The organism is Mucilaginibacter celer, assembly GCF_003576455.2.
GTDB lineage: Bacteria > Bacteroidota > Bacteroidia > Sphingobacteriales > Sphingobacteriaceae > Mucilaginibacter > Mucilaginibacter celer.
Genome location: NZ_CP032869.1, coordinates 470,763 through 487,692, shown reverse-complemented (window position 1 = coordinate 487,692; position 16,930 = coordinate 470,763). Strand labels below are relative to the sequence as shown.

Sequence of the window (16,930 nt, the reverse complement as noted above, 5' to 3'; positions counted from 1 at the left end):
TTACCAAAAATATTAGTTAATTTGCCTGCATATTTACCCTATGAGCCGTCCGATAATTTTTTCTATAGATGATGACCCGCAGGTACTGCGGTCGATAAGTCGCGATTTGAAAACACAGTATGGCAAAGAATACAAAATACTGAGTACCACATCGGCAAATGAAGCTTTTGAAACCCTTACCGAGCTAAAAAACAGTTCGGAAGTGGTAGCCTTGTTTTTATGCGATCAGCGCATGCCCGAAATGGAGGGCGTAAAATTTTTAGAGAAAGCCAAAAAAGTATTCCCCGAAGCCAAACGCGTATTGCTTACCGCCTACTCGGATACCGATGCGGCTATCAAAGCCATTAACGATGTGCAGCTGGATTATTACCTGATGAAGCCGTGGAACCCACCCGAGGAAAAGCTTTACCCGGTAATAAACGATCTGCTCGACGATTGGCACAGCCATTATATTCCCGAGTTTGTGGGTATGAAGTTGGTAGGCTACCAATTTTCGCCGCAATCGCACCAGATTAAAGATTTTTTGGCAGGAAACCTGATCCCATACCGTTGGTTTGATATCGAAAAAAATATCGACTCGGCCAATTTATTAACCATCAACAACCGCACTACCGACGATTTGCCGATGGTGATATTTGAAGATGGCACCTGCCTAACTAAGCCAACTATCCGCGATATTGCCGATAAAATGGGCAAAAATCCAACCGAACTTACCGATGTTTATGACGTGGTAATTATTGGTGCAGGCCCTGCAGGTTTGGCTGCCGCTGTGTACGGTTCATCAGAAGGTTTAAAAACCTTATTGATTGAACGCAAAGCACCCGGCGGCCAGGCGGGCACAAGTTCACGAATTGAAAACTATCTTGGTTTCCCTGCAGGATTAAGCGGTGCCGATTTAACGCGCCGTGCCATAAGCCAGGCCATGCGTTTGGGTGCCGAATTTTTGTCGCCCCAATCGGTTAGTGATATCAAACAAAAAGATGGTTATAAAACCATTATATTGGATGACGGGCCCGAAATTATCAGCCGTACGGTTGTAATTACCACAGGTGTTGATTACCGTAAACTTGAGGTAAAAGGCGTTGAAAACTACACCGGCGCAGGTATTTATTACGGCGCAGCAACAACCGAAGCTTCGGCTTGTACAGGGAAGGAAGTTTACGTGATTGGCGGCGGCAATTCGGCCGGGCAGGCTGCTATGTACCTGTCTAAATTTGCCAAAAACGTACATATCATTATCCGCAGGGATGATTTAACGGCTACCATGTCGGCCTACTTGATTAACCAGATAGCCGAAACACCAAACATTGTGGTGTTGCCTAACACAGAAGTGATTGAAGCCGAAGGGACCAACTGTCTTGAAAAAGTAACCATTCAAAACTGCAAAACAGGCGAAACAGAATTAAAGGTAGCCAGTGCGCTGTATATATTTATAGGTGCCAAGCCCTATACCGACTGGATAAAACTGGATATCATTAAAAACGCCAAAGATTTTATTGAAACCGGCAGGGAATTGAGAAGTTACGAAAACTTTAATAAAGTATGGAAGCTTAAACGCGATCCGTTTTTACTGGAAACCAGTTGTCCCGGCATATTTGCCGCAGGCGATGTGCGTGCCGGAGCGATGAACCGCGTAGCATCTGCCGTGGGCGAAGGCTCGATGGCGATAAGTTTTGTACATAAATACCTGGCTGAAGTTTAAAAACATATTATGGAAGAAACCTGCACCCACCTTGAAGCTATTGAAAGCATCATCGAGCCTAAAGATTACGTTTGCGAAGAATGCGTAAAACACCACGGTAGCTGGGTGCACCTGCGTACCTGCCAAACCTGCGGCGTTACACTTTGCTGCGACAGCTCGCCGAACACGCACATGACCAAACATTTTCATGCTACAGGTCATCCGGTAGTGATCTCGGCCGAGCCGGGCGAACGCTGGTTGTGGTGCTATGTGGATGAAGCGGTTAGAGGGTATTGATTTGAAAGTATTAAGTAGGAAGTCTTAAGTTCAAAGTAAGGATTTAAGACTTTCTGCTTTTCGACTAATCTCTAATCTCCAGCCTCTAATCTCTCGCTCCCCTCAACTCTTAAACGCCAGATATTTATCCAAAGACCATGGCCCCGATCCTAAAACGGTGAACATAATCAGTAATACAAGCGCGGTAACCGATGGCCACGCCATTGCGTTGATGGGCTCCTGAAAAACGCTGGTTAAAAAAACTGCTCCGGTAACAATCGGGATCTGGATGATGCAGCCCAGGCGGGTTAAAATGCCCATGGCTATCAAAATACCTCCTACCATGTGCGCAAAGGCCACATAATATACCAAAATCATCAGCATATCCGGCGATACATCAATCACATCCTGATCGGTAATGATTCCCCGCAAATAGGATGTATTTTCCATAAAGGCTATCCCTTTCAACAGTAAAAAGATACCGAGTGCAACGCGCACAAGGTCTAAAACCTTTGGGTGATGAGTATCGCCCCAATGTTCAATTTTATGAACCAGATTCATAAAGCCCTCCTTTTTGTTTAATAATTGGTTACCTGCACACACGGGGCTTGTTTGGATCAAGACGGCCGTGCTGCGTATTTCTAATTTAGTAACAAGTTTGTTATAAAACAAGTTTTAAGATAGGAGAAGAAAAATTTCTTTGGTTGCATTACTCGTACTACAAATCATATTCCGCCAGCCACTTCCTCAGCGTGGTCAAATCCTTCTTCACAGCCTCAGAAAATGCTTCTTTACTGATGCTAAGCTTCCGTGCACCATCTTCAGCCCCACCCAGGGGATATTCGCAATGCAGGCTTAGCGGGCCGTTGATATTGTATTGCTTCAGCAGGCTGAAGTATTTCTTAAAATCAACCATGCCCTCGCCCAGCGGTACGCTTTTCACCTGCCATTTGCCATCTTTTTTATCCCAGTAAAAATCTTTTACATTAATGGTTTTTGAATAAGCTTTAAGCAGATCGAGTGTAACCGGCCATGTGTCGGCACCTTCGGTAGTGGCATGGCGCACATCGTACTGGCAGCCGATATAGTTAGGATCAAGCCCTTCCAAACTCAGCCATAAATCCCATTGCGAGGCACCAAACAAATCGCCCGAATGATTTTGGTAGCCACCATGCATCCCGTATTTTTTGTTGATGGCCGCCAAACCAACCAATTGCTTATAAATAGCCTTAATATTGGCTTGAACACTCAGGGCTTTATCATAATTAAACCAGGCGGTGCGGTAATATTTTATACCTAATGCCGAGGCCGCTTTTAAAATAGGCTCCGTATCCTTTTCATCGGCAGCTTTGATATTGGTTACTATCGAATATACCTTGAGTCCTGCCTTTTCAATGGCCTCAACAGCTTTGGGCAGGTCGTCGGTAACACGCTCCGGCGATACATGGCCATCAGGTCGTACCGTAAGATCCACACCATCAAAACCCAGTTGAGCTGCAAGCGTAGCCATATCAGTATAGTTAAGCCAGTGCAGATGCTTGGAAAATATGCTCACTTTTATTTTTTCGGTTGCTGCCGGATAAACACCATTAATATCTTCGGGTAAAGCTAATGGCTTAGCTAAGGCACCTAAGCCAAAAGGCAAACCTGCGGCAGCCAAAGCTGTAGTTGCAATAAATTTTTTGCGACTGATATTTTCCATAAGGGCGTTAAAATTGGTAATGCAATATGCTATTTTTTGCTGTGATTATTTGCCGTTTTTTGCTCACCTTTAGCCAAACCTTTTATCATGATACTATTCTGGTACAGCGTAATACTGTTTGTAATCACTATAGCGCTAAACTTTTATCTGCTTATCGGTTTTAAGCAAATTAAGCAGGTAAGCCGACAACCTTTAAGCGATAATCCCCCTCCCCTGGCTATTATTATTGCGGTGCGCAACGAGGAAGAAGACCTTGAAAAAGCACTTCAAAGCCTCTGTCATATCAACTACCCCAACCATCGTCTAATCGTAGTTAACGACAGATCGACCGACCGTACCGGCGAAATTCTTGAACAGTTTAGTCTCCGCTATCCTCATATTCAAATAACAACCATCAATACCTTACCCGAAGGTTGGCTGGGCAAAAACAACGCCTTATACCAGGGCTACCTGAGCAGCACCGAAGAGTGGATGCTTTTTGCGGATGCCGATATCGTTTTTCATCCCGATGCTATCAACAAGGCAGTAAGCTACGCGGCCAGGCAACAGCTTGATCATTTAACCATACTCCCCGAACTGGTGTCGCGCTCGGCAATTTTAAACAGCGTGTTTGCCACCCTAAGCGTCATGCTCATGACGGCAATGAAACCCTGGGAAGCCAAAAATCCAAAATCAAAAGCAGCATCGGGCATCGGCGCTTTTAATCTGGTAAGGCGCACGGCTTACGAAAAAATTGGCACCCATGTCCGCATTAAACTGCGCCCCGATGATGACCTGCAGCTTGGCAAAATGATGAAAAGCGAGGGCATGCGGCAGGATGTTTTGGCAGGGCACGGCACGGTTTGCCTGGAGTGGTACAAAAACCTTGGCGAACTGGCCGGGGGCATTAAAAAAAACTCATTCGCGATAGCTAATTACAATATTGCCAAAGCCATTGCCAATGTAATAAGTATGCTGCTAACGGTTGCCTTACCAATGCCCCTGATGTTTATTTTCGGCACTGCCGAAATACGGGTAATGGCGGCCATCATGCTGTTGTTTCACATTGTTTATATGATACTTGTACCGCCCAATAAATGGTGGTATGCATTCATGATTCCCTTTACCGGTGCATTTTTAGGCTGGAATTATTTGAAAGCGACAGTGATAACTGTAGCACAGGGGGGTATATATTGGCGGGATAGCTTTTATTCGTTGAAGATGCTGAAGGAGGAATAGATTCTGAATCAGAATTTTCAGAATTTAAGAATGAACAGAATGCTTTTTACTGAGAATACATTCTGAAATCCGGTTTGAACAATGAGGCTATTCTGAAAATTCTATAATTCTGTAAATTCTGATTCAGACAGACATAAAACCCTTATCAATCCAGCCCCAGGTACTCTTTCTGATGCACCTCTATCGAGCCTGAAATATTATCGTGATTCAAAAATATCACGATGTGAAAAAAGTCGTTATCAAAAAAGAAAATATCGTTTTTGGCGTCGGATCCATGCATCTTCATGGTAAGGCCCGAGTGTTTGGCCTGGGCTATTAAATTTAAAATATGGGCCGATGTAACGGTAGTATAAGTAACCGTACGCAGCATAGTGCCACTGGGCAACCTGTCGCCCATGCCTATCACTATGGTTTCTTCCTTATTATCCGGGCCTATTTTATTAAGATGTTCTATGCTGTGGCCATCTACCTCCTGCAGGTATTGCCGCTTAAACTTTTTGCCTAACGTAAGATAGTTATGTGCCTCGGCATTGGAAAGGTTGGCTACGTTGGCCAAATCATTAATGGTTATGCTTTGGGCAAATACCGTGGTGCAGCAAAACAACAATAAGGTAATTAACAGGGCTCTCTTCATATTTAACTAACCAAAGATAGTTTTTGTTCATCATTTAAAATAGTCGCCGGGGTGATAGGTTTGTTGCGCGTGTTTTAACACATCCTTTTTATAAAACAGCACATCTTTAAATTTACCGTCAATAATCCCCTGCGCCTGATCGGTAAAGTTTTTTGATGAGGGATTGAAAGAACTCCCCCCTGTTATGATACTTTTGGCTTTAAGGTGTGTACCAAATTCCACAACAGCGATAAAACTATTGCCCGAATATCCATAGCGCTTGCTGGTGTTTACGGTACGACTTTGGAACGATGGCAGCTGTCCGAAGCCGGATCCGGTTAAACCAACTGGGATACTTGGCTTATTATCATCAAAGGTAATGCCATCATCCGGGCGTTGGTAGCGGTTCATATCGCCCCATTCCACATTCCAGGTACCGAAACGGCTTTTCAGGTTAATGAGCACATCACTTAAATAACCTAATTGCTGCGCCGGACTTAGCGTTTTTACCAACGTTTGAAAACGACGGGTAATAAAGGTACTTCCCTGGTCGGTTTGCGGTGGCGGCAGGGCTTTCATCATGAGGGTTCCCCATTCAATAGCCAACGCGCTGGCTACCGAATGTATGGCGGTGCGCTTGTCCCACTCTTTCAGTAGCTTTACCGGTTCGGCAAGTTTTTGTTTAACCGAGTCGGGCGCATTTTCGTAAGCGCTGAACAGCGAGGGCAATAAATCATCAAATGCCGCCAGGTAATGATCATAGCCTTTGGCAATCAAACCGTCCATCGACAGTTTTTTGGCATCCTTTAGTATTTTAATAGCAGTTACAGCCCGATAATTTTCGCCATCGGGTGCCATATAAACCGGGTATTTATTTTTATCCGGACTTGAGGCGCCCGAAGCAGTAAAAGGTGTAGAATTACAATTCTGGATCCAACCGCTGGCGGGATTGGTAACGGTGATAATTTCGTTTAGCTTATGCACGCCCAGCCATTCGGTAGCCGATGTGCTGCCATCAACGGGCAGGCTCCAATTATATTTAGGGTTACGTTTTGGGATGTAGTTGCCGTACCAAAAAATGGTATTACCCTTATCATCTGCATAAACCGTACTATTGGTAGCGTTTGACACCAGGCTCATGGCTTTTTTATATTGCGCAAGGTTATTGGCTTTTGTAATTAACCACGATTCGAGCAGGGCATTGTACGACCGGTTGTTGGCTTTAAGCGCAAGCCATTTACCGTCGCGACTGCCCATTACCGGGCCGTGGTGGGTATAATAACCGGTGATGTTACGCTGCTCTGTTTGCCCACCGTTTTTTACGTTAAACACCAGTTTGCGCGTAGCAACCGGTTTTAGCTTACCATCATATTCGTAATACCATTTACCGTCCTTTTTGATCACCTTTTCGGCGTAGAGATCGGCCACATCAGCGTAGGCGCTGGTATGCATCCAGCCGCAATGCTCATTAAAACCCTGGTATATAAAAAACTGCCCCCAGGTAACTGCCCCATAGGCATTAAGCCCTTCATTACTTACCAGCTGCACCTCGCTGCGGAAATAAAATGGTACATGCGGATTGATATACAGCAAAGCATGCCCCGATGCCGAACGGGACGGCGCTATAGCAAAACCATTAGAGCCGGTTTCGCGCTCATTCACCATATCATAAACCGGCTTTCGCTCATCGTTTAAAGCTCCCAGTTTTTCAGGATCAGTACTGTAAAAAGCCTTGGTTTCGGCCAGTTTAATCCCGCCTGTTTCGGTTGCGGCTACGCTGCCATCAGTAAACATCAGCGCATACCAGGGCTCAAAATGTTTAAACACTTTGGGTTTTACTTCGGGATGTTTGTACAGGTAATAATTGATCCCATCGGCAAAGGCATCCATTAGTTTTTTAAACCATGGGGCACTATTACGATAATCTTTGATAGCGTCGGCACTATCGGCAATCAATTGCAGCTGTAGATCGGTATACAAATTGGCTTCGCCGTCAACTTCGGCTTGTTTGCCTAACTGGTATAAATAATTGCGTTCGATGCCTTTAAAGTTATCTTCGCATTGGGTGTACATCAAACCAAAAACTACGGCCGCATCTGTTTTTCCATAAATGTGAGGAACTCCCCAGTTATCGCGAATTACCGTAACTGTTTTTGCAAGCGCTTCCGACCTTTTTATTGCTTGTTGGTTAATATTTGGGGCGAAAACAAACACATGAAGAAACATTAAACCAATAAATAAAATCACTTTCATCGTAACAGGAATTTTACCAAACAAATTATCCATTAAATTGTGATAAAAACGGCCTCTTTTAAAGATTTTGAAGTAAATTTGCCGAATAATTCACAATAATTACAGCCCACCTCCGTTTTTATTCAAATATTTACAATCGGGGTTTTTAAAGGTAATTATTTACACTATTCTGCTAAAACGGTATAGTAAATGTAGCAATGACATTCAATACCGGTGCCAACCGGTTCATGAATAAAGAACTTGGGTATACATGTAACATGATATCTGAGATTTAGTTGATTCAATATCATTTGAGACGTGATATTGTGTGCGTTCCGGGGTGAGATACGGAACGCATTTTTTTTTTGGTTGGTCATTAGATCATTTGCTTCGCGTCATTGAGTCATTTTACTTGCATCATTGGTTTCATTGATAATTGCCTCAGCAGCACAAAACAAATGACTTAATAATACATGGCAAAATGACCTAATGACCGTGCAGCAAAATGACCTAATGACTCAATGACGAAAGCGAATGACGCGCAGCAAATGAAGGCCACTGCGTTTGGTATGCAGCCATAACCAGCAGCACCATTCGATTGTAGGTTTCCAGGCCGCGGGGTTGATTGTTAGCTTTCAGAAAATTATCGTAAAAAATACTGCTTACAGCGCCTAATTTGTTTTGGTAGGCACGCCAGTAGTCGCGTTCAATTTTATAATCGTTGCGTACATCTTTGTTTAGCAGGGCTTTAAGCTCTTTATGAGCGATAGTGTCCCTCCCGGCAAGCGAGTACATAAACTCCTGTACCGCAAGGTGGTAGGCTGAGTAGCGCAACAACCTGTCAAGCGAGTGGGTTGCAACAACAAAGCCGGCATAATCGGCTTCATCTTCGGCACCGTAACCCATCTGGTGCGACATTTCGTGGCAAACCACAAAAGGCCTGTTAAAAACCGGCATCTGGTAATTTACCTGCGCTTCGGAAGTAAAAGGATTATAATAGCCCGATGTGCCTATGTAGTTAAGCAGGGGTGTAAGAATGGATGGTTTTATATCAGGATCATAGGCTCTGAAATTGAGCGAATCTTTACTAAGTGTACGGATAGTGTGGCGGGCAATATTATAAATGTTCGTATTGCTCTGGGCCAGATCGGCATGGGTTACGCGCGAGCGGGTTGCATTAACGCTATCTATCAGGATATGGGTAACAGCTTTCAAATCGGCGGTGGTAAATGAGGTATCCTGCAGATTAAGCCTTATAGCAGCCGGCTGCCTGAAGTAATTCATCCCCCAAAAAAGATAAAAAGCCAGTATTGCCGACTGTACACCTATTATCAATCCTAAAAAAAATCTACCCGCTATTTTAAACCGCTTTTTAAAAATCAATACAATTAAACGTATAAAAGCATAAATGAGGTAAATAACTACCGAGATATATAACACATCGCCTACACTAAACGGAAAGATATTCAACACCGGGTGGACAACCCGGCAAATAACAATATAAAAACCATTGGCATAATAGCGTTCTACTGCAGCCGGATGCCCGGCCAGCAGCATCAACAAAAAAATGGCTAAAGCTAAAAGTGCGATAACTATTACTTTTTTTAATACAGGTTTATTATTGTTTTTAGGGCGATGCATGAATGAGGTAAATATAATGTGTCTGAATCAGAATTTTCAGAATTTAAGAATTAACAGAATGGATGAGAGGAAATTTCAGATTTTTGCCCTCCCGGCGGTCGTGTCTTCACGACCGCATACTTGTGTTTTGTCTGAACTCGAATTTGGGGGAATTATTAGAATTTTTAGAATTTGCTCAGCATTCTGCCTATTCCTTAATTCCCCCAAATTCGAGTTCAGACAAAATCCCCTTATCCCCCCAAATCCGGGTTCAGACAAACATTCTGCTAATTCTCAAATTCTGTAAATTCTGATTCAGACAGACAACAAAAAAAGGCCCCGTTGCCGGGGCCTTTTCAATAAGATTTGAGGTTAGTAAATCTCCTTATTTTACCGAAACCGGTACTACAATCTTATCCCAAAACATGCAAAAGCTTTTTGAATCAACTGTATAAGTTAAACGTTCGTGCATTGGCGCGGCTTTGGTTTTAACGGTTACGCGCAGGGCATCTTCTTTATCATCATATTTAAAGGCGCCCCATTGTTTAGCTACTTTATTAAAAATCACTGTCCAGGTTCCGTTTTCTTCCGGAATCAGGAAAAAGCCGTAAGTACCGGCAGCCAGTGGTTTGCCTTCAACTTTAATAGCTTTAGTGGTGGTAAAAGTGGTGGCTTCGTTAGCGCCTGCACGCCATACTTTACCATAAGCTTCCAGTCCGCCCCAAATTTTACGGCCTTTAACCGATGGGCTGCCGTAGTTAATGGTAATGGTTGAACCTGCCGCGGTACCGCTTACGCTGTCGCGTGGACTGGCCATAGGTTTTTGCTGGGCAAAAGTAAAGCTCGACACTAACAAGGCAAATGCAAACAGAAATGCCGCCTTAAGCTGGAATGATTTTTTCATAAGATTTCTCATAATTTATTTACGATAAAGATAAACTGAATTTTGGTTTAATAACAACAAATACATCAAATACCCCTTTGAGGTGATTTTAACACATAAAACACTTAAAATAACCTATATAAAACGAAAACCAACGCAATATTAAATTGTTAACGTATATAGAAAAATCACATTGCAGTTAGGAATACACCGGCGGGATTCATAGCCCAAAGGTTAAACAATTGTTGTGGTTTTTTTACCCTGCCCACCGTGGCAGGGTTTTTTATTTTATTCTACTTTATAGGTAGATACGCTGCGGCCAACATTGCCGGCGGCATCAATTCCCTCAATTACCACCCGGTATGTTCCTTTGGTATCGGCATTAAAAAAATCAAACCCGGCCATGCCATCGTTTCCGGTAGTTACATCCGGATTCCAGTAAACGGTACCCCGGTTATCCGGTTTATTGTTGATGCTCCCGGTACTTTCATAAACGGGCGCATAAAATGTGCGTGCTTTATAAAAACCTTTCGCTGTAAAATAAAGTAAACCCGGCGCGGGTGCGCTGTTAACAGCAATTGGCGCCGCATTTTTGCGGGTTTTCAGTATCAATACACCGTTAGCTCCTCTTATACCATATATTGATGCATCGGCAGTTTTTAAAACGCTTACACTTTCAATATCGGTAGCGCTGTAATTATCAACACTGGTGCCCTGCGGCAAAGCTACATCATCCATAATAATAAGCATCGGGCCGCCCTGCATCGAGGCATTTACCTTATCAGCAAGATATGGCACCCCTTGCCTTATCACTACGCCGTTTAAACGCCCCTGCAAACCTGTAGAGAGCGTTGTCTGATCGTGCAGACCTGTATTTTTCACATTAAAAGCTGCCTGATCGGTAACAACAGTTCTATTTACTTTTGCTGCGATGCTTGCCGATCTCCGGCTGATATCGGCAAAATAAACAGGTTGCGTTCCGGTATTATTCTGCTCAATTTGCGGCTTTAGTACTCCGCCCGGCTCGATGGCGGCTACCGGCGCGGCGTCGGTGATTGTGATCTGGGTATTACTTTTTCCGGCTGCAGTTTTTGCCTGGATAATAAATCTCGTTTTATCATCGTAAACCAGGTTTGCAAAGGTAAACTTGCCATCATGACCGGTAACCTGCGTTAACATGTTACCGCCGGCCTGTGGCATGAGTGTTACTGTTCCGCCATCCACCGGCTCGCCTTTTAATGTTTTTACCTGGCCCGAAATATCAAAGCTGCCTTCGGCCTTGTAAGTGGTAGTAGTTTGCGCATCACTCAGCAACTGCTTCCATTCAAACCGGCGGTAGCCTTGCGTTAGCATCAGTACATCAAGGTTACTACGGGTATCGGCATTAACATTGGTAAAATAGTAGTTGGGTTGTTCAACCTGCCCCCTCAGTTCGGATGTGAGCAACAGGTTTGACAGTATGGTGGTTTCTGCATCTTCATTCACCTTGCTACCGGCTATAACCACTGCCGACAGATAGCTACTTACCGGCATGCCATCTTTATTTTTGGTATTGATGCTGATATGCACTTTTCCGCGGGTTGCGTAAACCGGTTTATCATTGAGGGCTACAATATTAAGCAGATCAGGATTTTGAATAAATGCGAGTCGTTCGTTAAGCGGTTCGCCTTGTGCCGAGAACAGGGTTATCTGTACAATACCGGTTTTGAATTCCTTTTTGTTCAGATTAAGATCCAGCACCTGGTTATCAAGCACTGTTTTCACCGTCCGGATGGATCCGCCCGAGTAAATAACAATACCTATTTCTTTGTTTTTATTTTTAAGATAGTAGGGCTTATTAGCATTTATTTCGATGGCCAGTTTATCCGGATTGTCATTGTTAACGGTAAGCGTCATTCCTTCGTTATCGGGCTTGGGCAAATCTACTGTCGCCTTGCTGCCATCGGCATAAGTTAAATTGGCTTTGTAGGTTTTACCTGCTTCGGGGGTAATGAACAGCAGGCCCATGCCCAGGTGTTTTGTTTCAAACTTTACGACTTCGGTATTGGCATTATCAACTATAACGCCTTTAACGTTTATACCCATACCGCTTGCACCTACGGCCTTAAAAGCCAGTTTGGCCGGCACATCATTTACCCAGTTTCCTCCCTCGGCAAAAAAACTGATGGCGGGTTTACCGGCTACAACAGCATCCGGCTTTTTAAAACCGGCTATCAGCAGATTATTAACAACAATGTATTGATTAAAAAAATTGGTTTGCCCGTTATTCAGCATCCACCTGGTATAAGCCCTTACGCGGTAAACCCCGGTTGGTGCGGCACCATCCAGGCTGAAATCGCCCTTCGCCAAACCATTTACCAGTTGAAGCGAAAGCGTTTGCAGCAGCGAGTCCTGCGGATCAATCAGATCAACATGTAACAAGCCGCTTAATTTAGATAGTTCACGCTGTTCGCCCAGGGTAACATAAGCCTTAAAGTAAACAGTATCGCCCGGACTATAGGATAACCTGTCTAAATGCAGATAGGCTTTTTCAATGGCTCTCTCGGCGGATAAGGTTTGCAGGCGCTGTACAGCTCCATCCAACGATGTAACAGACCGGGAGGTTTGCGAAAAAACAGGTGCACAAAGGCAAATAGCGCATAGCAATGCCAGGACTGACTTTTTCATGGGCAGGAATGCTAAAGGGTTTAAATTAGGTTATAATTGGCACATAAATATAACCTTTTATTATTAAAAAACAACTGATAATTAATCAATTACAACCATTAAACCCGATTAAGGCGCCTATCGCGTCAGTTCCGCGTTCTGCTTCATTTCTTCCCAGTACAGTGTTTCAAGATATATGCCGTTTTGGATAGCTACGCGGGCGCGTATTTTTTCCAGCTCGGTCCTGATCTCATCATCGTTAAGCATCCCGCTTAACGAGTGGTAATAAATAGCGTAACCGGTTTTACTGTTTACGCATTTATAATGTTTATCCCCGGCGTTCATGATACATAAGCTATAAAATGATAATAGCACCGGTCGGGATATTGTTTCAATTAAACTTAAACTTTACAATAATTTCTTTTCAATACCATTACATTTCCCGTAGCTTTAAATCAATTACTTATATCATAAAGCTGGGATAAGTCAACGCTTTTTTTACATTGCCTTAACCATTGTTAACATTAACTTAACACAACACATCGTTTTAATGGTTACTTTTACGCACTGAACAATTTATAGAAACATAGTTTAAAGTCCGCTTAGTATAACTACTGTAAATTTACGACTGATAAAACAGATCAATGAAGAGCTCAAACTCAAAATCGATATTCCCAAGTTCAAACCAGCTTTTTTACGATTTATTTAACGATGCTACGGCAAACGTTACCGAAATGGCCCGTTTGCTTGATGAAGCAGTTAACGCGTCAACATCGTACGAGCAAAAATTCAATTTTGCTCATATTGATAAGCTGAAATTTAAAAGCTACGAAATTACCCACAGGGTTTTTAATGAATCGGGCAGGATGCTGATCTCGCCATTTGGCCGCAAGGATATGTGCGACCTGGCTTCGGCAATTGATGATGTTGCCGATAGGATTACTATGGCCGCGCGACGTATTAACCTGTACAATGTACCGGCTATCACACAGCCTATCATTAACCTGGCCGGCCTCATCCTTAAAACCAGCACCGAGCTTGAAAAAGCGGTAAACATGATGAATGAGCTGAGCCGATCGGCCGAAATTTTTGATATCTGCGCAAATATCAAGCGTATTGAAGCCGATGCAGACCGTGTTTACAACACCGCTTTTGCCGATTTATTGGCCAACCAAACAGATGCGATCGAGTTAATTAAATACACCGACGTATTTGTGGCCATGGAAACGGCTACAGATGCCTGCGAGGATGCTACTTTAATTATTGAAAGTATTTTGATTAAGATGGGTTAATTGCCCTGATCATATAAATAAAAAAAGCGATGAGTGATCATCGCTTTTTTGTTTGATGCAGACCTCTCGCCGGGTTTACTCACCCCGACATCGCTGCGCTTGTAACACTTCTCTACGCTGCGCGTAAAGAAGGGACTTTTTTGTTTTTTATGTTCCTACCCTCTTTGCGGCTTGCCGGAGAGAGGGTGGTCCAGCGAAGCGTAGACCAGGTGAGTAACTCTACGCCTTACTTTCCTCTATCCTGCCCCGGCCCGTTATCGCCTCCGTTATTATCACGGTTTTCGTCACCTTTCTCTCTATCCTTTTTAAACTCAAGCTTACCAAATTTATAGCTCAAGCTAATGCCAAAAGATTGTACTGGTACCAACCGCTCGTTAGTTGCATAAAAGTTACTGCCGAAGGTTGATGAGCTCTGGCTAACATATTTGGCGAACGGATTGGTAGCCGTTAAGCCAATACTTGCCTTTTTATCCCAAAACATTTTGCGCATGGCAAAGTTGTAAAACACAAATTTGGGATTGGTACCCTGAATACCCTTTTGCGATGAATTGTAGTTGCCAAAAAATTCGGCACTTAAATCATGACCAAAGCTGTATTGCGCGTTCAGGTTGATACGATAAGCGAAAGCGTTTACAGTGGCAAAACCCGGATTGGTTGAACGCCTGTTACTGAAGATCATATTGGTACGCACACTTAACTTACTGGTAAGCGGCACAGATGCGTAAATATTGATACCCTCCCTGTCTTCCGAACCAATGTTGTAGCGCTGGTTAAATGATACGCCTTTGTATACCCTATTGTTTACCATTAACGAATCATAATAAGTTGTAAGCTGCTGGATATCATCTGTATTGTGGCGATAAAAGGCAGCGATATTGATATTAGCCCCTTTATCAAACGATTTATTGTAACCCAACTCAAAATTATCCCCTTTTTCGGGTTTAAGATTGGGGTTACCGGTATTGATATTATGCGGATCGCTGATGTTAAGGAATGGGTTTAAATCGCCGTAATCAGGTCGCTCAATGCGGCGGCTGTAGCTTAATTTAACCGATTGCGAACCGTTGCTGCCAAACTTATGCGAAAACACCAGCGATGGCACCAGGATATTATAGTTGGGGATATTCACACCTTTAAAATCGGCTTTGGTAGTGGTGTACTCATCCCTTAAACCACCTTTTACATCTAAAAAATTATTAAATAACGATGCGGATGCCGAAAGATAGTACGCGTATATTTTACGGTTGTAAGTAAAGCCATAAGTTTGATCAGGATCGAGGTTTAGGCTCCCATCAGTTGCCAGCGTATCGGTTACTACGTTATTATTAATGTGATTAAAATCAAGCTTACCGCCGGTTTCAATAGTTACTTTTTTGCTTAGCGGATGGGTGTAATCGATAGAGATATTAGTTTCACGATCTTTACCCGGGTTATTGTTGGAGATTCCTGTAGATGGTTTTACACCGTTCAGGTAATCCTGCACCTGCGATGAGCTGAAACTGTTGTTACCAAAGCTTTCGGTATAAAGGATATCCAGCTCCTGCCCTTCCTTATCAAATGTTTTTTTGTATGCTAAACTCACATCAGTTGAGCGGCCGTTAAACTTACTGCTTGAGTTACGGATATCGGCAGTATCAGAAATAAACGCGCCCGAGGCCGAAACTATCCTTGAATCCTCATTAGTGATACCATTGCCGTGGTTACCAAAATGGTTAAAACCCACACCGGCGGTAAGGTTATCATGTTTGCTGATGTCCCAGTTAAAATTAATGCCCGATTCGTAACCGTTACGCTTAAAGTTATTTGAACCCTGCTGAAAAAATGTGGTTTGGTTGTCGCTCCCATCAGTAGATACCCGGTTACGGGTATAAGGCGCGTTGGTATTGATTTGGGCGTTGCCGCTAAAAAATGCGTTCACCCCAAAGTTACCTTTACGGGCATTTAAGTTGAACGAACCATTTTCGCGGCGGGTACCTGCCGATAAGTTAAACGAGCCATTGATACCCTGTACCTTACTATCCTTCAAAATAATATTCACAATACCACCTGTACCTGCAGCATCATACTTAGCCCCCGGACTGGTAATTACTTCAATACTTTTGATCTGGCTTGCCGGGATGCTGGCCAAAGCATCGGCCAGGCTCGCGCCGAAAATACTTGATGGTTTACCATTAATCAGGAAACGGATATTGGCATTACCCTGTAACTCTACGTTACCATCAATATCAACAGTAATTTGGGGTACTTTTTTCAATACGTCGATAGCTACACCGCCTTGCGCGCTCAGGTCATTTTGCGGGTTATACACCATTTTATCAATCCGGTTTTCAACCGTTGGTACCTTGGCGGTTATGGTTACGCCTTTAAGCTCGTTGGCTGTAGGCGCAAGTTTAATCTCGCCCAGGGTTAATACGGCACCATCTTTCACAATTACATGTTCGATGATGGCTTTCTGGTAGCCTAAAAACTCGGCGGTTACTTTGTATTCTCCGGCGGGGATATTGCCAATACTGAAATTTCCTTTCGGATCGGTACTGATACCATTAAAAGGCGAAGTAGCACCTTGTTTAAATAAGGATACGGTAGCATAATCAACCGGAAGTTTGGTAGTGGCATCGGTAACTTTGCCGGTTATTTTCCCCTTTGCTCCGGGGGCGGTTTGGGCATGTGTGGTGGTTATAAAAATAAGTGAAAATAGTATAACAAAAACAGACTTCATTATATAGTTGTGCATAGTTTAACCACAAATATGCTATGAAAGATTGGA

13 protein-coding genes are annotated in these 16,930 nt (G+C 43.4%); 4 read left to right on the top strand and 9 right to left on the bottom strand.

What is annotated here, in order from left to right; all coding sequences use genetic code 11:
• The first annotated feature begins 40 nt into the window (after positions 1 to 40).
• Positions 41 to 1,702 (top strand): response regulator, encoded by a 1,662-nt coding sequence (locus HYN43_RS01985; RefSeq protein ID WP_119407857.1) that lies wholly within the window; start codon positions 41 to 43, stop codon positions 1,700 to 1,702.
• Between the two features lie 9 nt (positions 1,703 to 1,711).
• Complete coding sequence (locus HYN43_RS01980; RefSeq protein WP_119407856.1) at positions 1,712 to 1,978, top strand: UBP-type zinc finger domain-containing protein; 267 nt, start codon at positions 1,712 to 1,714, stop codon at positions 1,976 to 1,978.
• Positions 1,979 to 2,080: 102 nt separating this feature from the next.
• On the opposite strand, the gene HYN43_RS01975 is transcribed toward HYN43_RS01980, so the two are convergent.
• Positions 2,081 to 2,518, bottom strand: coding sequence for a DoxX family protein (locus HYN43_RS01975; protein ID WP_119409218.1), 438 nt, complete (start codon positions 2,516 to 2,518; stop codon positions 2,081 to 2,083).
• 157 nt (positions 2,519 to 2,675) lie between these two features.
• Positions 2,676 to 3,659, bottom strand: a complete 984-nt coding sequence (locus HYN43_RS01970) for a sugar phosphate isomerase/epimerase family protein (protein WP_119407855.1) — start codon at positions 3,657 to 3,659, stop codon at positions 2,676 to 2,678.
• 87 nt (positions 3,660 to 3,746) lie between these two features.
• Between HYN43_RS01970 and HYN43_RS01965 the strand changes: the two genes are divergently transcribed.
• Entirely contained in the window at positions 3,747 to 4,877 is a 1,131-nt protein-coding gene (locus tag HYN43_RS01965; RefSeq protein WP_119407854.1) for a glycosyltransferase family 2 protein, read from the top strand.
• 145 nt (positions 4,878 to 5,022) lie between these two features.
• Here HYN43_RS01965 and HYN43_RS01960 read toward each other — a convergent pair whose 3' ends face one another.
• From HYN43_RS01960 to HYN43_RS01930, 6 genes are all read right to left on the bottom strand, one after another.
• The gene (locus HYN43_RS01960) at positions 5,023 to 5,511 is read right to left on the bottom strand and encodes a hypothetical protein (RefSeq protein WP_119407853.1); all 489 of its coding nucleotides are present in this window, start codon (positions 5,509 to 5,511) and stop codon (positions 5,023 to 5,025) included.
• A gap of 30 nt (positions 5,512 to 5,541) precedes the next feature.
• Entirely contained in the window at positions 5,542 to 7,743 is a 2,202-nt protein-coding gene (locus HYN43_RS01955; RefSeq protein WP_119409217.1) for a penicillin acylase family protein, read from the bottom strand.
• 489 nt (positions 7,744 to 8,232) lie between these two features.
• On the bottom strand, positions 8,233 to 9,363 hold the full coding sequence (locus HYN43_RS01950) for a DUF3810 domain-containing protein (RefSeq protein ID WP_119407852.1): 1,131 nt from the start codon (positions 9,361 to 9,363) through the stop codon (positions 8,233 to 8,235).
• A gap of 364 nt (positions 9,364 to 9,727) precedes the next feature.
• On the bottom strand, positions 9,728 to 10,246 hold the full coding sequence (locus HYN43_RS01940) for a DUF2911 domain-containing protein (protein WP_119407850.1): 519 nt from the start codon (positions 10,244 to 10,246) through the stop codon (positions 9,728 to 9,730).
• Between the two features lie 267 nt (positions 10,247 to 10,513).
• A complete protein-coding gene (locus HYN43_RS01935) occupies positions 10,514 to 12,892 on the bottom strand; it encodes a carboxypeptidase-like regulatory domain-containing protein (protein WP_119407849.1) in 2,379 nt (792 codons plus the stop codon).
• 117 nt (positions 12,893 to 13,009) lie between these two features.
• Positions 13,010 to 13,216, bottom strand: coding sequence for a hypothetical protein (locus HYN43_RS01930; RefSeq protein WP_119407848.1), 207 nt, complete (start codon positions 13,214 to 13,216; stop codon positions 13,010 to 13,012).
• Between the two features lie 299 nt (positions 13,217 to 13,515).
• On the opposite strand from HYN43_RS01930, the gene HYN43_RS01925 reads away from it, so the two are divergent.
• On the top strand, positions 13,516 to 14,163 hold the full coding sequence (locus tag HYN43_RS01925; protein ID WP_119407847.1) for a DUF47 domain-containing protein: 648 nt from the start codon (positions 13,516 to 13,518) through the stop codon (positions 14,161 to 14,163).
• A 226-nt stretch (positions 14,164 to 14,389) separates the two neighbouring features.
• On the opposite strand, the gene HYN43_RS01920 is transcribed toward HYN43_RS01925, so the two are convergent.
• Positions 14,390 to 16,882 (bottom strand): TonB-dependent receptor, encoded by a 2,493-nt coding sequence (locus tag HYN43_RS01920; RefSeq protein WP_162996257.1) that lies wholly within the window; start codon positions 16,880 to 16,882, stop codon positions 14,390 to 14,392.
• Positions 16,883 to 16,930 lie beyond the last annotated feature (48 nt).

Coding starts and splice junctions, on each gene's coding strand:
- HYN43_RS01965 (WP_119407854.1), top strand. CDS start 3,747: ATGATACTATTCTGGTACAGCGTAATACTGTTTGTAATCACTATAGCG.
- HYN43_RS01975 (WP_119409218.1), bottom strand. CDS start 2,518: ATGAATCTGGTTCATAAAATTGAACATTGGGGCGATACTCATCACCCA.
- HYN43_RS01950 (WP_119407852.1), bottom strand. CDS start 9,363: ATGCATCGCCCTAAAAACAATAATAAACCTGTATTAAAAAAAGTAATA.
- HYN43_RS01980 (WP_119407856.1), top strand. CDS start 1,712: ATGGAAGAAACCTGCACCCACCTTGAAGCTATTGAAAGCATCATCGAG.
- HYN43_RS01960 (WP_119407853.1), bottom strand. CDS start 5,511: ATGAAGAGAGCCCTGTTAATTACCTTATTGTTGTTTTGCTGCACCACG.
- HYN43_RS01970 (WP_119407855.1), bottom strand. CDS start 3,659: ATGGAAAATATCAGTCGCAAAAAATTTATTGCAACTACAGCTTTGGCT.
- HYN43_RS01925 (WP_119407847.1), top strand. CDS start 13,516: ATGAAGAGCTCAAACTCAAAATCGATATTCCCAAGTTCAAACCAGCTT.
- HYN43_RS01930 (WP_119407848.1), bottom strand. CDS start 13,216: ATGAACGCCGGGGATAAACATTATAAATGCGTAAACAGTAAAACCGGT.
- HYN43_RS01955 (WP_119409217.1), bottom strand. CDS start 7,743: ATGAAAGTGATTTTATTTATTGGTTTAATGTTTCTTCATGTGTTTGTT.
- HYN43_RS01920 (WP_162996257.1), bottom strand. CDS start 16,882: ATGAAGTCTGTTTTTGTTATACTATTTTCACTTATTTTTATAACCACC.
- HYN43_RS01985 (WP_119407857.1), top strand. CDS start 41: ATGAGCCGTCCGATAATTTTTTCTATAGATGATGACCCGCAGGTACTG.
- HYN43_RS01935 (WP_119407849.1), bottom strand. CDS start 12,892: ATGAAAAAGTCAGTCCTGGCATTGCTATGCGCTATTTGCCTTTGTGCA.
- HYN43_RS01940 (WP_119407850.1), bottom strand. CDS start 10,246: ATGAAAAAATCATTCCAGCTTAAGGCGGCATTTCTGTTTGCATTTGCC.